At 68.2% G+C, this 14,448-nt stretch carries 12 protein-coding genes; 7 read left to right on the top strand and 5 right to left on the bottom strand.

Features of this window, described 5'->3' with window-relative positions; all coding sequences use genetic code 11:
* Positions 1-22: 22 nt before the first annotated feature.
* The gene (putA, locus tag HZF05_RS03920) at positions 23-3,622 is read right to left on the bottom strand and encodes a trifunctional transcriptional regulator/proline dehydrogenase/L-glutamate gamma-semialdehyde dehydrogenase (protein ID WP_160366378.1); all 3,600 of its coding nucleotides are present in this window, start codon (positions 3,620-3,622) and stop codon (positions 23-25) included.
* A 98-nt stretch (positions 3,623-3,720) separates the two neighbouring features.
* Between putA and HZF05_RS03915 the strand changes: the two genes are divergently transcribed.
* The 3 genes from HZF05_RS03915 to radA all read left to right on the top strand — a co-directional run bounded on the left by HZF05_RS03915 (position 3,721) and on the right by radA (position 7,372).
* Positions 3,721-4,185, top strand: coding sequence for an Lrp/AsnC family transcriptional regulator (locus HZF05_RS03915; RefSeq protein ID WP_160366377.1), 465 nt, complete (start codon positions 3,721-3,723; stop codon positions 4,183-4,185).
* An 81-nt stretch (positions 4,186-4,266) separates the two neighbouring features.
* The gene (locus HZF05_RS03910; protein WP_181638790.1) at positions 4,267-5,787 is read left to right on the top strand and encodes a Ppx/GppA family phosphatase; all 1,521 of its coding nucleotides are present in this window, start codon (positions 4,267-4,269) and stop codon (positions 5,785-5,787) included.
* 211 nt (positions 5,788-5,998) lie between these two features.
* Positions 5,999-7,372, top strand: coding sequence for a DNA repair protein RadA (radA, locus tag HZF05_RS03905; protein WP_160366376.1), 1,374 nt, complete (start codon positions 5,999-6,001; stop codon positions 7,370-7,372).
* A gap of 535 nt (positions 7,373-7,907) precedes the next feature.
* On the opposite strand, the gene HZF05_RS03900 is transcribed toward radA, so the two are convergent.
* Both HZF05_RS03900 and HZF05_RS03895 read right to left on the bottom strand, forming a co-directional pair.
* The gene (locus HZF05_RS03900; RefSeq protein ID WP_181638789.1) at positions 7,908-8,084 is read right to left on the bottom strand and encodes a hypothetical protein; all 177 of its coding nucleotides are present in this window, start codon (positions 8,082-8,084) and stop codon (positions 7,908-7,910) included.
* 590 nt (positions 8,085-8,674) lie between these two features.
* Positions 8,675-9,295, bottom strand: a complete 621-nt coding sequence (locus HZF05_RS03895) for a hypothetical protein (RefSeq protein WP_160366375.1) — start codon at positions 9,293-9,295, stop codon at positions 8,675-8,677.
* A gap of 218 nt (positions 9,296-9,513) precedes the next feature.
* On the opposite strand from HZF05_RS03895, the gene HZF05_RS03890 reads away from it, so the two are divergent.
* Genes HZF05_RS03890 through HZF05_RS03875 form a run of 4 tightly spaced genes read left to right on the top strand, consistent with a single transcriptional unit; the run spans position 9,514 to position 12,677 of the window.
* Positions 9,514-10,056, top strand: a complete 543-nt coding sequence (locus tag HZF05_RS03890) for a CvpA family protein (RefSeq protein WP_181638788.1) — start codon at positions 9,514-9,516, stop codon at positions 10,054-10,056.
* Positions 10,057-10,100: 44 nt separating this feature from the next.
* Positions 10,101-10,538 carry an iron-sulfur cluster assembly scaffold protein gene (locus HZF05_RS03885; protein ID WP_160366374.1) on the top strand — a complete coding sequence of 146 codons (438 nt, stop codon included), beginning with the start codon at positions 10,101-10,103 and terminating at the stop codon, positions 10,536-10,538.
* Complete coding sequence (locus HZF05_RS03880; RefSeq protein ID WP_160366373.1) at positions 10,535-12,325, top strand: cation:proton antiporter domain-containing protein; 1,791 nt, start codon at positions 10,535-10,537, stop codon at positions 12,323-12,325. Before HZF05_RS03885 ends, HZF05_RS03880 begins: the two co-directional genes overlap by 4 nt.
* 10 nt (positions 12,326-12,335) lie before the next feature.
* Entirely contained in the window at positions 12,336-12,677 is a 342-nt protein-coding gene (locus tag HZF05_RS03875; protein WP_160366372.1) for a DUF423 domain-containing protein, read from the top strand.
* A 98-nt stretch (positions 12,678-12,775) separates the two neighbouring features.
* Here HZF05_RS03875 and aroB read toward each other — a convergent pair whose 3' ends face one another.
* Entirely contained in the window at positions 12,776-13,882 is a 1,107-nt protein-coding gene (gene aroB / locus HZF05_RS03870) for a 3-dehydroquinate synthase (protein WP_160366371.1), read from the bottom strand.
* The gene (locus tag HZF05_RS03865; RefSeq protein WP_160366370.1) at positions 13,879-14,433 is read right to left on the bottom strand and encodes a shikimate kinase; all 555 of its coding nucleotides are present in this window, start codon (positions 14,431-14,433) and stop codon (positions 13,879-13,881) included. Before HZF05_RS03865 ends, aroB begins: the two co-directional genes overlap by 4 nt.
* Positions 14,434-14,448 lie beyond the last annotated feature (15 nt).

Raw genomic sequence — 14,448 nt, 5'->3', positions numbered from 1 at the left:
TTCCAGGAAGGGGGCTTCCACCTCACCCGATCATCATCAGGCTGGCATTGCCGCCCGCCGCCGTCGTGTTGATCGAGGTCGAGACCTCCTCCAGCAGCCAGTCGAGCTGGTAGGCTAGCGGTTGTTCGGGCTGCGCGGCGTGGACCGAGACGATCGGCCCGTCCAGCGCCGCGGCCACGGCCACCGTACGGAGCACCGCCTCGCCGTCGCCTTCCACCAGTGCCGCCGCATAGGGCTCCGCGGAGTGGGCCGGGAACGCCGCCGCCACGTTCGCCGGGAGACCGGCCGGCAGCGCCATTCCTTCCACCGCACCGCGATTGCCGGTGGCGAGCACCGCCGCCATCTGCTCGAACAGGCCGGCGCGGGTGGCGGGTTGCATCAGGATGCGCCCGCGCGGGTGCAGCGCGTAGAGATTGCGCTCGCCGACCGGCCCCGGCAGCGTGAGATCGACGCCGAGCGCCGAGGCCTCGCCATAGCGGCGCGCCACCGCAGCGCTCTCCGTCCCGCCCTCGGCTTCCAGCCAGTCGGCGAAGTCGTGGATCGGCGAATCGAGATGCCCGGCGCGCGCCGCGAACACCGGCGCCTGGCCGACCAGCCGCCCGAGATAGAGCGGCCCGCCCGCCTTCGGGCCGGTGCCCGAAAGCCCGCGCCCGCCGAACGGCTGCACGCCGACGATCGCGCCGATCACGTTGCGGTTGACGTAGAGATTGCCCGCCTTCACCCGCGACGTGACATGCGCGATCGTCGCATCAAGCCTAGTATGGAGTCCGAAGGTTAGCCCGTAACCAGTTGCATTGATGGCATCGATCAGCGCACCCAGCCGCTCCCGCCTGTAGCGGATGACGTGGAGCACGGGGCCGAACACCTCGCGCTTCAGCTCGGATATGTCGCGGATCTCGATGATCGTCGGCGCGACGAAGGTGCCGTTGATCGCCTCGCCGGGGAGCGCCTGCTGCTCGATATGCGCGCCGGCCTTGCGCATCGCGGCGATGTGCTTCTCGATCCCCTCCTTGGCCTCGGCGGTGATGACCGGGCCGATATCGACCTTGAGCGCGTCGGTGCGGCCGATCCGCAGCTCCTTGAGCGCGCCCTTGAGCATGGTCAGCGTGCGATCGGCGACATCCTCCTGCAGGCACAGGATGCGCAGCGCCGAGCAGCGCTGGCCCGCGCTGTCGAAGGCCGAGGCGATGACGTCGGCGACCACCTGCTCGGCGAGCGCGGAGGAATCGACGATCATGGCATTCTGCCCGCCGGTCTCGGCGATCAGCGGGATCGGCCTGCCGGCGGGGGAGAGCCGCGTCGCAAGCTGGCGCTGGATCAGGCGCGCCACCTCGGTGGAGCCGGTGAACATCACACCCGCCGTCTCCGGCGCGCCCACCAGCGCCGCGCCGATCGCGCCATCGCCGGGCAGCAGCTGGAGGGCATCGGCGGGGATGCCGGCCTCGTGCAGCAGGCGCACCGATTCGGCGGCGATCAGCGGCGTCTCCTGGGCGGGCTTGGCGAGCACCGGATTGCCCGCGACCAGCGCGGCCGCGATCTGGCCGGTGAAGATGGCGAGCGGGAAATTCCACGGGCTGATGCAGACGATCGGGCCGAGCGGCTCCTGGCTGATCCCGAACGTCTCGCGCGCCTGCGCGGCATAGTACCGCAGGAAATCGATCGCCTCGCGTACCTCGGAGATGGCGTTGGGCAGCGACTTGCCAGCCTCGCGCACGATCAGCCCGAGCAGGATCGGCATGCGCGCCTGCAGGGCGTCGGCGGCGCGATCGAGCATCGCGGCGCGCTCGGCAACCGGAGTCTCGCCCCACGAGGAGCGCGCGGCGGTCGCGACGGCCGCGCTCGCCTGATCGGCCGAAGCCTCGAACACGCGCCCGACGACATCGCGATGATCGGCCGGATTGAGCACCGGCCGCTCGGTGCCTTCGGCGCCTGACGTCCAGTAGATAGTCGCGCTCTCGCGCAGCTTCGCGGTGAGCGCCGCCAGCGTCGTCTCGTCGCTGAGGTCGATCCCGTCCGAATTGCGGCGATCGGGATAGAGGCCCGACGGCAAGGCGATCAGATCGTGCCGCGCGCCGGGATGCGGCATGGCGCGCACCTGATCGACCGGATCGGCCACCAGGTCGTCGATCGCCACCGCCGGATCGGCGATGCGGTTGACGAAGGAGGAATTGGCGCCGTTCTCCAGCAGGCGGCGCACCAGATAGGCCAGCAACGTTTCGTGCGTGCCGACCGGCGCGTAGATCCGGCACGGCCGGTCGAGCTTCCCGGCGCCGACCACCTGCTCGTAGAGCGGCTCGCCCATGCCGTGGAGGCACTGGAACTCATACTGGCCGACCGCGAAATCCGGCCCGGCGAGGCGGTAGATCGTTGCCAGCGTCTGGGCGTTGTGGGTGGCGAATTGCGGGAACACCGCGTCGGGTGCCGCCAGCAGCTTCCGCGCGCAGGCGATATAGGCGACGTCGGTGTGGACCTTGCGGGTATAGACCGGGAAATCCGCCAGCCCGTCGACCTGCGCGCGCTTGATCTCGGCGTCCCAATAGGCGCCCTTGACCAGCCGCACCATCATCCGCCGCTTCGATCGCCGGGCGAGATCGACGATCCAGTCGATCACCGCCGGGCAGCGCTTGCCATAGCCCTGCACGACGAAGCCGAGGCCGTTCCATTCGGCGAGCTCGGTATCGAGCGCGAGGCTTTCCAGCAGGTCGAGCGACAGCTCCAGCCGATCCGCCTCCTCGGCATCGATGTTGAGGCCGATGTCGTAGCCCTTCGCCAGCAGCGCCAGCTTGCGGACCCGGGGCAGCAACTCGCCCATCACGCGATCCGCCTGCGCGCGGACATAGCGCGGATGGAGCGCCGAGAGCTTGATCGAGATTCCGGGGCCTTCGTACACGCCGCGCCCCTTCGCGGCCTTGCCGATCGCGTGGATGGCGCGCTCGTAATCGACATAATAACGCTCGGCATCGGCCATCGTCGTCGCGGCCTCGCCCAGCATGTCGTAGCTGTAGCGAAAGCCCTCGGCCTCCAGCTCGCGGGCGCGCTTCAGCGCCTCGGCGATCGTCTCGCCAGTGACGAACTGCTCGCCCATCATCCGCATCGCCAGATCGACGCCGCGCCGGATCACCGGCTCGCCCGCGCGCGCCACCAGCCGCGCCAGCGCCGCGCCGAGCCCGCGATCGTCGACGCTGCCGACCAGCTTGCCGGTAACGACGAGGCCCCAGGTCGCGGCGTTGACGAACAGCGACTTGCCGCCGCCGAGATGAGAGCCCCAGTCGCCCTCCGCGATCTTGTCGCGGATCAGGTCGTCGCGGGTGGCGGCGTCGGGGATGCGGAGCAGCGCCTCGGCGAGGCACATGAGCGCCACGCCCTCCTCGCTGGAGAGCGAGTATTCCTGCACCAGCCCCTCGACGCCGCTGCCCTTGTGGTTGGCGCGCAGCGTCGTGACGAGCTGGCGGGCGGTTTCGGCGACGGCGGCCTTGGTCGCCGCGTCGAGCGTCGCCGCATCGAGCAGCGGGGCGAGACATTCCGCCTCGTCACGGCGATAGGCGGCGGTGATCGCAGCGCGCAGCGGCGAGGGTCGGCGGATGGCGGGCGCGAAGGCGGCGAAGGGGGGCTGTTCGGTCATGCGCGGAATATAGCAGAGGTGGCGATGTCGATCTGACCTATCTTCTGCTAGATCGCAGGCGATCGTACTTCATTTCGGCTTAGGATCGGGCTTCATATATGGAAAATGGCGCTTCGGCGGTCGAACTGGATTCGTTCGATCGCAAGATCCTCGCCGTGCTGGCGCATGACGGGCGGATCACCGTGACCGATCTCGCCCGGCAGGTCGGCCTCTCCAAGACGCCCTGCCAGGTGCGGCTGAAGCGACTGGTCGAGACGGGCGTGATCACCGGCTTCCGCGCCGTCACCGATCCGGCCAAGCTCGGCCTCGATCATGTCGCCTTCACCGAGATCAAGCTGTCCGACACGCGCGAAAAGGCGCTGGAGGAGTTCAACGCCGCCGTCCGCCGCATTCCCGAGGTGGAGGAATGCCACATGATGGCGAGCAGCTTCGATTATCTGCTCAAGGTCCGCACCGCCGACATCCGCCGCTACCGAATCGCGCTCGGCGAGAAGATCTCGAACCTGCCGCACGTGGCGAGCACCTCCACCTTCGTGGCGATGGAGACCGTGAAGGATCGGTGAAGGCCCACCCGAAGGTCCGAAGCGCCCAACCGAACACGTCCCCTTTGCGGCCCGCGCAAATCCCGCTAACTCTCCGCCGACATGAAGCCCGGTTTCCTCTTCCGCCCGGCCCTGCCCAAGGAAGCCGATTCCAAGACCGTGGATCGGGCCGACGGGCGCGTCGGCATCATCGACATCGGGTCCAACTCGATTCGCCTCGTCGTCTATGACGGGCCGCAGCGCATCCCCTCGATCCTGTTCAACGAGAAGGTGATGGCGGGGCTGGGCAAGGGCCTCGCCGCCACCGGCACGCTCGATCCGCAGGCGGTGGAGCGCGCCTTCGTGGCGCTGGAGCGCTTCCGCCTCGTCGCCGAAAAGATCGGCGTGGCGACCCTCCACGTCGTCGCGACCGCCGCTGTGCGCGATGCCACCAACGGCACCGATTTTCTCGCCCGCGCGGCCGGGATCGGGCTCGACGTCTCGGTGCTCTCGGGTGAAGAAGAGGCCGAGATGGCGGGCGAGGGCGTGCTCGCCGCCTTCCCGGAGGCCGATGGCATCGTCGGCGATCTCGGCGGCGGATCGCTCGAGCTGGCGCGGGTGAAGGACGGCAAGGTCCACGATCGCGCCTCCTTCCCATTGGGCGTGCTGCGCGTGGCCGAGATCCGCAAGAAAGGGCCGCGCGCGCTGCGCCAGCGGGTCGAGCATATGCTCGTCGAGGCGGGCTGGCACGGCAAGGGCGCGGGCCTGCCTTTCTACCTCGTCGGTGGATCGTGGCGCGCGCTCGCCCGGCTGGTCATGCACATGACCGATTATCCGCTGCCGATCGTCCACGGCTACGCCATGCCGGTGGAGACCGCGCAGCGCGTCGTGCGCGCGCTCGCCCATCTCGACAGGGCGCGGTTGAAGGAGGTGCATTCGCTCTCCACATCGCGGGCCAATGCGCTGCCGGACGCTGCCGCGTTATTGGCGATCGTGGTGCGCGAGCTCGGCTCGGCGAGCCTGATCACCTCCGCCTATGGCCTGCGTGAGGGTGTCCTGCACCGCAACCTGCCTGCCGACATCCGCGACGTCGATCCGCTGATCCACGCCACCCGCGAGGAGGGCCGCCGCCTCGGCCGCTTCCCCGAACATGGCGACCTGCTCGACAAATGGATGGCGCCGCTCTTCAAGAAGGAGGGCGCCTACGAGGCTCGCCTGCGCCACGCCTGCTGCCTGCTTGCAGACGTGGGCTGGCGCGCGCATCCGGAGTTCCGGGGCGAGCGCGGGCTGGAGACGGCGCTGCACGGCAACTGGGTCGGCATCGACGCGCGAGGGCGCGCGATGATGGCGCAGGCGCTCTACACCAGCTTCGGCGCGGACGGGGAGCCGGAGATCGTCGCGAAGCTCTGCGCGCCGGAGGACCGAGTGCGGGCGCTCCGCTGGGGTCTCGCGATGCGGCTGGGACAGCGGTTGTCGGGTGGTGTGGCGGCGCCGCTCAAGTCGAGCGGCATCGGGATCGCCGACGGCGCGGTGGCGCTGCGCCTGGCCGAGGGCGACGGCGCCCTCTACGGCGAGGCGGTGGAGCGGCGGCATAAGAACCTCGCCGCCAGCTTCGGCCTGAAGGCCACGGTGAGCGAGGGGTAATCGCAGGAACTCAGCATCCGTTTGCCCTGAGGAAGGACTGAGCGGAGCGAAGCGAACTCGAAGGCCTGTCTCGAAGGGCTTAGCGCGCAACGTGCTTCGAGACGCCGCTTCGACAAGCTCAGCGGCTCCTCAGCACGAACAGAGGTTTTGATCTGGCAGATCCCAACTCGATCATCTATGTTCCCGCTTCGTTCAACTGCCCGGACACCCTATGCCCAAAGCCACCAAGCGCTTCGTCTGCCAGGCCTGTGGCGGGGTCTCGCCCCGCTGGCAGGGGCAATGCACCGATTGCGCCGAGTGGAACACGCTGGTGGAGGAAGCGCCCGTCGCCAACACCGCCTTCGCCGCCAAGCATGACCTGCGTCGCGGCGGCCGCCAGATCGAGCTGGTCGCGCTCGATGCCGACGTGGCCCTTCCGCCTCGCACCCAGACCGGCATCGCCGAGTTCGACCGCACGCTCGGCTGCGGCCTCGTTCCCGGATCGGCGACCCTCATCGGCGGCGATCCCGGCATCGGCAAGTCTACGCTGCTGATCCAGGCGGCGGCGAAGCTCGCGACGCGCGGCCTGCCCGTCGCCTATATCTCGGGCGAGGAGGCGGCCGATCAGGTGCGGCTGCGCGCACGCCGGCTCGGCCTCGGCAATGCGCCGGTGAAGCTCGCCTCGGCCACCTCGGTGCGCGACATCCTCGCCACGCTGGACGGCGGCAGGCCGCCCGCCTTGCTGGTGATCGATTCGATCCAGACCATGCATAGCGACATGATCGAGGGCGCCCCCGGCACGGTCAGCCAGGTCCGCGCCTCCGCGCAGGAACTGATCCGCTACGCCAAGGAGACGGGGTGCGCGGTGATCCTCGTCGGCCACGTCACCAAGGACGGATCGATCGCCGGCCCGCGCGTGCTCGAGCATATGGTCGACACGGTGCTGAGCTTCGAGGGTGAGCGCAGCCACCAATATCGCATCCTGCGCGCGATCAAGAACCGCTTCGGCGGCACCGACGAGATCGGCGTCTTCGCCATGGCCGAGGCCGGGCTGGGCGAGGTGCCGAACCCCTCGGCTTTGTTCCTGACGCAACGCGACGAGGGCGTGGCCGGCGCGGTGGTGTTCCCGGCGCTGGAGGGGACGCGGCCGCTGCTGGTCGAGATCCAGGCGCTGACCGTGCGGCTGGCGAGCGGCGCGACGCCACGCCGCGCGGTGGTCGGCTGGGATTCGGGGCGCCTCGCGATGATCCTCGCGGTGCTGGAGGCGCGCTGCGGCCTCAGCTTCTCCACCGCCGAGGTCTATCTGAACGTCGCGGGCGGCTATCGCATCACCGATCCGGCGGCCGACCTCGCGGTGGCGGCGGCGCTGGTCTCGGCGCTGGCCGAGCGGCCGGTGCCAGCCGACGCGGTGACGTTCGGCGAGGTTTCGCTGTCGGGCGAGTTGCGCCCCGTCGCCCACGCCGCGATCCGGCTCAAGGAAAGCGCCAAGCTCGGCTTCGAACGCGCGCTGGTGCCGAGCGCGGGGAGCATCGAGGCGGGCAGCATCACGCCGAGCCGCTTCCCGACGCTGGGGCGGCTGGTGGATCATCTGCTGGGGCGGGGATGAGGGTTATTGGAGGGCGGCTATCGCCCCAGTAGCCGTCGTTCGGCAGATCGCTTATCCTCGCCATAGCGAGGGGATTTTAGCTATGCAGCAACCGCCAAAGCATCAACCAGCAACCCTCGCGGCCTTGGTCGTCGCCGCTTGGTTTTGCCAGAGCGCTTCCGCCACACACATCCATGCAGGGCCAGTGCAATTAAATTTTGCCGCAATCGATATGTATATGGGACGATTCCACTACAAGCATGGCCGATATGCTCGCAGTTTCAAAGAACTTGGAATGCGAATATCTTGCGGCGATTATAACGATGCCCACTATATTTCGAGCAACGCCCCGGGACCCGGAATCGACTGGGGTGGTAAAGATTGCGATTTCTCGTATCGCCTGAATGTTGTTGGCCGAAACGATTATACGATTGATGCGCTAAATAGAGATGGTTCGATAGCTGCCTCGCATCATGGCATATGGCAGCCAAGTCCTATCGACGCGCGAAACTAGCGAACGGCAGCTTTCCACCATTTGCGGACGTGCGCCGTGCCGCTACGCCCGCCGCCCCGCTTTGGCGAGCGCGTAGCCGGTGACGCAGCAGACGGCGGCGGCGATGACGAAGCCGGCCACCGCCAGCCCGATCGCTATCGATATCCCCGACACGAACAGGCCGAGCATGAAGCCGGCGATGGGCAGGATGACGAGCAGCAGGCAGCCTATGGCGATCATCGATACGCACCTTTCGGCGCCGCCTAGCATCGATCGACGCAAGGGCGATAGCGCGCTCGATCCGGTCTTGACATCGAGAACCATTTAGGTTATAAGTCGCGGCATCCTTCAAACCCGAAGCGCACGGGGGCGAAGGATGGGAACCGGGTCCGCGATGCTCGCATCGTGTCTCCGGGCGGCCGGCGCGGAGTCATCCGGTATCAAGCCGAAGCTTCGCTGAGAACGTAACCGTGGACCGTCGTGACACCCTGCCATGCCAACCGTGGGCAGGGGCTTCAGGTCCCCAATCAAAAGTCTGGACGCGGCTGTTTTGGTTACCAACCGCACTCGCTTACCCCGAGCCGTCCAGCACCGGGTGCCATTGGCGCAGGACGCGCCGGCCGTGAATCTCCCTCTGTCCTGATTTTACGGGCGAAGTGTGTCTGCCCTTCATCCTCCCCATCGCAGATGGGGAGGGGGACCATCCGAAGGATGGTGGAGGGCCGTCGCGCAAGCGACTGTGGATGCCTCGAACGCTTCGCATTGCCCCTCCACCACTCGCTTCGCGAGCGGTCCCCCTCCCCAACGCTTCGCGTAGGGAGGATGAAGGATCACCGCCCGTTCGGGTCGAACGGATGCTCGGGCGGCTTGCATTCCGCCACCGGCGTGATCGCCGTCGTGCGCAGGTCGCTCGTCCAGCATTGGTCGAGCGTCGAGCAATAGCAGGCCTTGAAGCTGATCTTGAGCAGCGAGGCGCGCAGCCTGTCCACCACCGCCGAGCTTCCCTCCGCCTCGTGGAACTTGAGCATCGGATTGTCCTGCCCGGCGCGCAGCACCGTCTCGTCGACGATCGAGCTTTCGAAGCCGCCGGGCAGTTGCGGCGGGATCGGCTTGCCCGTGTCCAGCCCGCAGCACTGGCGCAGCAGGTCGATGCCGGAGGCGACCGGCCTGCCGTCGAAGAACATCGCGACGCTCTTGATCTTGGCCGGGCCGACGCCGTCGTTGGAGACGCCGATCGCGATCGTGCGATGCCCGTCATATTCGTTGTTGAGGATGCGCTGGAGATAGGGCCAGGTGTCCGCGGCGACGAGGCTGCGCTCGGTGCGGCTCTGCTGGATCGCGACCACCAGCGACACCGCCGAGATGAAGATCGCGCAGAGCGCGAGGATCAGGTCGAGCCGGTTGCGGGGCGAAGTGGGGGTGGCGGGTTCGTCGGTGGTCGGCTCGGTCACGGGAATACCTCCCTTCACAACTTCCGTTCGTGCTGAGGAGTCGCTGAGCTTGTCGGAGCGGCGTCTCGAAGCACATGCGCCACGCAACACCCTTCGAGACGGGCCTTCGACTTCGCTCAGTCCCTCCTCAGGGCGAACGGAGGGGTAGCATCGGGAATGCAAGGGCCGCCACCCGCTCCGTTGACCCTCGCCGCCGCACCTCCTACCTCCGCGCCACCATGCATTCGCTGACCCTCCTCGACATCCTCGTGCTGATCTTCGTCGGCGGCGGCGCCATCCTCGGCGCGCTGCGCGGCTTCGTGACCGAGGTGCTGTCGCTGTTCGCCTGGGTGGCGGTGGTGATCGCGCTCAAGCTCTTCTACACGCCCGCCGCGCTGATCGTGGGGACGTGGCTGCACACCAAGTCCGGCGCGTCGCTGCTGGCCTTCGTGCTGGTGTTCGCGATCGTCTTCTTCGGCGGGCGGATGGTGGCGGAGCGGATCGGGCGGCGGACGCGCGATTCGGTGCTGGGGCCGATCGACCGCACGCTCGGTTTGGGTTTCGGTGCGCTGAAGGGTCTGATCGGGGTGACCCTGCTCTTCATGTTTGGCAATCTGATCTACGACATCGGCTATGGCGGCACGACGCCGCGCCCTGACTGGGTGCGCGAGGCGCGCTCGATCTCGCTGCTGCAGGCCAGCCGCCACGCGATCGACGATCTGGTCGCGAAACGGCGCGGCGAGCCTGCCGGTGTGGAGAATGTCGAAGGGCCGACCAACTAAGGGCAGGGGTGACGCGGCCGAAACGGTCGCCTATCTCTCGGGCCATGTCGGCCGCGCTGTATAATTCCACCATCCTGCGGCTCGCCGCTTCCATTCCGCATCACGCACGCCTGGCCCACGCGCAGGGCTCTTCCGAGAAGCGGTCGCCGGTCTGCGGCAGCCGGGTGACGGTCGATGTCGTGCTGGACGGGAAGGGACGCATCGCCGCGCTGGGCCAGGAGATCAGAGCCTGTGCGCTCGGGCAGGCGTCGGCATCGCTGATGGGGGCGCATGCGATCGGTCGCTCGGCCGAGGAGTTGGCCGAGGCGCGCGATGCCATCACCGCATTTCTCGCTGGAACACGCGATGATCCGGGGAACTGGCCCGGCCTCGAAATCTTCGGGCCTGCGCGCGACTATCCCGCGCGCCACCCCTCGATCCGCCTCGCCTTCGAGGCGGTGGCCGAGGCCGCATCCCACGCCCGCCGGGTGCAGGCGGCATGACGCCCACCGACAACCTGCTGCGCGACGGCGTGATCATGCTCGGCGCGGCCTTGCCCTCCGTGCTGCTGTTCCGCCGCTTCGGCCTCGGCGCGGTGCTGGGTTATCTGGTCGCGGGCGTGCTGGTCGGCCCGCAGGTGCTGGACATCGTCGGCGACGCGCAGGGCAAGCTCGGTATCGCCGAGATCGGCATCACCCTGCTGCTGTTCCTCGTCGGGCTGGAGCTCAATCCGCGCCGGCTGTGGGACCTGCGTCGCGAGATTTTCGGCTTCGGCACCGCGCAGGTGGTGGTGGCGGGCCTCGCCATCACCGGCGTGATCTGGGGCTTCGCGGGGTTCAGCCCCAAGGCGGCGCTGGCGCTGGGCCTGCCGCTGGCGCTCTCCTCCACCGCGCAGGTACTGCCGCTGCTGCGCTCGCAGGGGCGCCTCCACACCCAGTTCGGCGAGCGCGCCTTCTCGATCCTGCTGTTCCAGGATCTGTCGATCATCCCGCTGATCACGATCATCACCGCGCTCAGCCGTGCGCCGATCGATCACAATGCGCCGCCGGGCTGGCTGCTCGGCCTCTACACGGTGGGCGCGATCATCGCGCTGGTGCTGGCGGGGCGCTACGTGCTGACGCCCGCGCTCCGCCTGATCGGTAATCTCGGTGAGCGCGAGATGTTCGTGGCGGCCGGGCTGTTCACCGTGCTGGCGGCCTCGGCGCTGATGGAGTGGCTGCATCTCTCCACCGCGCTCGGCGCCTTCGTGGCGGGCGTGATGCTGGCGGATTCGCCCTACCGGCACGAGATCGAGGCGGATGTGGAGCCGTTCCGCTCGATCCTGCTCGGCTTGTTCTTCCTGACCATCGGCATGCTGCTGGACCTGTCTGCGATCGCGACGCGCCCTTTGTTCGTGCTGGGCATCGCCGTCGCGCTGATCGTGGTGAAGACGCTCGTCCTGTTCGGCATCGCCAAGATCGCGAAGATGGAGACCCGATCCGCCTTCGCGCTCGGCCTGCTGCTCAGCCAGGGCGGCGAGTTCGGCTTCGTCCTCTTCGGCCAGGCGCAGGCCGCCTACCTGATCGCGCCGCAGGCGGCGAGCCTGTTCTCCGCCGTGGTGACGCTGTCGATGGCGACCACGCCGTTCCTGATGTCGCTTGCCCGGCGCTTCGGCGGCGACGAGGCGGGCGCCAAGCTGCGCGGCATCGCCGGGCCGGAGGAGGCCGAGCAGGGGCAGGCGATCGTCGTCGGCTACGGCCGCTTCGGCCAGACCGTGACGCAGATGCTGTTCGCGCACGGCATGTCGCTCACCATCGTCGACCTCGACACCGAGATCATCGACATCGGCGACCGGATGGAGATCAAGGTCTATTATGGCGACGGCACCCGGCTCGATCTGCTGCGGCAGGCGGGGGCGGACGAGGCCGAGCTCATCTGCTTCTGCATCGACGGCGAGCAGCAACCCTCGACCGACGTGCTGGAGGCGGTGCAGGAGGCTTTTCCGCACGCGCGCCTGCTGGTGCGCGTTTTCGATCGGCGCGACGTGCTGGCGCTCAAGAAGATCGGTATCGCCCCGCAGGCCGTGCGCGAAGTAATGGAGAGCGCCGTGAAGATGGGGCGGATGGCGCTCGAAACCGTGGGGGTCGAGGGGGACGAGATCGATCGGATCGAGGCGGATTATCGCGAACGCGACCTGCGGCGGTTGCGCGCCCAGCATGAGGCGGGCGAGCTGCGGGCATCCACGGCTTCGGCACTGTTGTATCGTCCGGGGCGGGCGCCCGACGCGCTCGACGAGCAGGCGGAAGCATGAGGGGGAATATATGAAGGGACAGGCTGTTCTGGCCGGGCTATCCGGTGCGCTGTCGATCGTTGCGGGCGCATACGGCGTGCATGGCGTGACCGGGCATCCGGCCGAGCTGTTCGGCACCGGATCGCATTACCAGCTGGTCCATGCGGTGGCGGCGGTGGCGGTTCTGCAGCGACCGCTCGGCGGGTTCGCGAGCTGGTGCTTCGTGGTCGGCAGCCTGCTGTTCGCGCTTCCGATCTATGCGCTGGCTCTGGGCGGGCCGCACTGGCTGGGCGCGTTGCCTCCACTGGGCGCGGCGGGGATGATCACGGGCTGGCTCAGCGTCGCGATCGGGGCATCACGCACGAAGGTCTAAAAGTCCGTTCGCCCTGAGCTTGTCGAAGGGCTGCCCTTCTTCTTTCCGTGGCGGATGAAGAAAGGGCAGGGCTTCGACAGGCTCAGCCCGAACGGATTTTAGAGACTGCGTTCTTCGTCCAGAAATCGCGCCACGTCGGCCAGATCGACGTCCTTCGCGAGGAAAGTCTTGCCGATCCCGCGTGCGAGCAGGAAGGGCAGCTTGCCGCCCGCCATCTTCTTGTCGTGGAGCATGTGCGAGACCAGCGTTTCGCCGGATGCATCGGCGCCGGCCTCCGCCAATGTGACGGGCAGGCCCGCCGCCTTCAGATGCGCTGAAACGCGCTCGGCATCGCCCGCCGGGCACAGCCTCAGTCGCGCCGAATAGCGGAACGCCAGCGCCATCCCGCACGCCACGCCCTCGCCATGGAGCAGCCGCGAACCGAAGCCGGTCTCCGCCTCCAGCGCGTGGCCGAAGGTGTGGCCGAGGTTGAGCAGCGCGCGCACGCCCGTCGTCTCGCGCTCGTCGGCGGCGACGATGCGGGCCTTGGCGGCGATGCTGGTGGCGATGGCGCGGGTGCGCGCTTGCGGATCGCCGGCCAGCAGTTTTTCGCCGTTCGCCTCGCACCAATCGAAGAAATCCGGATCGTCGATCAGCCCGTATTTCACCACCTCGGCATAGCCGGCGCCCACTTCGCGGCGGGGCAGCGTGTCGAGCGTGTCGGGGTCGATCAGCACATGGCTCGGCTGGTGGAAGGCGCCGATCAGGTTCTTGCCGGCGGCCGTGTTGATCGCCGTCTTGCCGCCGACCGAGGAATCGACCTGCGCCAGCAACGTCGTCGGCACCTGCACGAAGCCGCAGCCGCGCTTGAGGATCGAGCAGGCGAAACCGACGAGATCGCCGATCACCCCGCCGCCGAGCGCGATCACGCTGTCCGATCGCTCGATGCCGAGTCTGAGCAGCCGATCGCACAATGCTGAAAGCTGATCCCAGCTCTTAGTCGATTCGCCGGCGGGCAGGACGATCGGCTCGATCGTCATCCCCGCCGCCTCAAGCGAGGCCGCCAGCTTCGGCAGCTGTGTCCCGGCGACATTCTCGTCCGTGACAACGACGAAGCGACTGCCCCGCGCATATCCTTTCAGTCGCTCGCCGGCCTGCGCCAGTGCACCGGCCTCGATCGCCACCTCGTAGCTGCGATCGCCCAGGGAAACCGCAACGACAGTCATGCGGCGAGCGCCTTCAAGATCGCGTCCACCGTCGCATCGTGCGGCAGCGGCTCGGAGCGGACATGGATGGGGGCGAGCGCATAGACCGGGTTGCGCCTGGCCGAGAGCTCGACCAGCACCTCGCGCGCATCGCGTCCGTGGAGCAGCGGCCGGTCGTCGCGGCGGCCGACGCGATCGACCAGCACCTCGATATCGGCATCCAGCCACACGGCGGTCGCGCGCGCCAGAATGAGCGCGCGTGTCTCGTCGTTCATGAAGGCGCCGCCGCCCGTCGCGATCACCTTTGGCCGGCCGTCGATCAGGCGGGCGATCACGCGGCGCTCGCCGTCGCGGAAGCCGTCCTCGCCGAAACGCGCGAAGATGTCGGGGATGGAGAGGCCCGCTGCCTGCTCGATCTCGCGATCGGCATCGACGAAAGGCAGGTGCAGCCGCCCCGCCAGCCTGCGCCCGATGGTCGATTTGCCGACACCCATCAGCCCGACGAGCACGATCGGCCGGTGCGGACGGGGCAGCACCGGGGCAGGTCGTTGCGGAGGCGGGCTTTGCGGCATGGCGCCGGGGCTATA

It is taken from the genome of Sphingomonas chungangi, from assembly GCF_013778325.1.
GTDB lineage: Bacteria > Pseudomonadota > Alphaproteobacteria > Sphingomonadales > Sphingomonadaceae > Solisphingomonas > Solisphingomonas chungangi.
The sequence above is the reverse complement of the archived record's forward strand: the minus strand, read 5'-3'. Positions and strand labels throughout refer to the sequence as shown.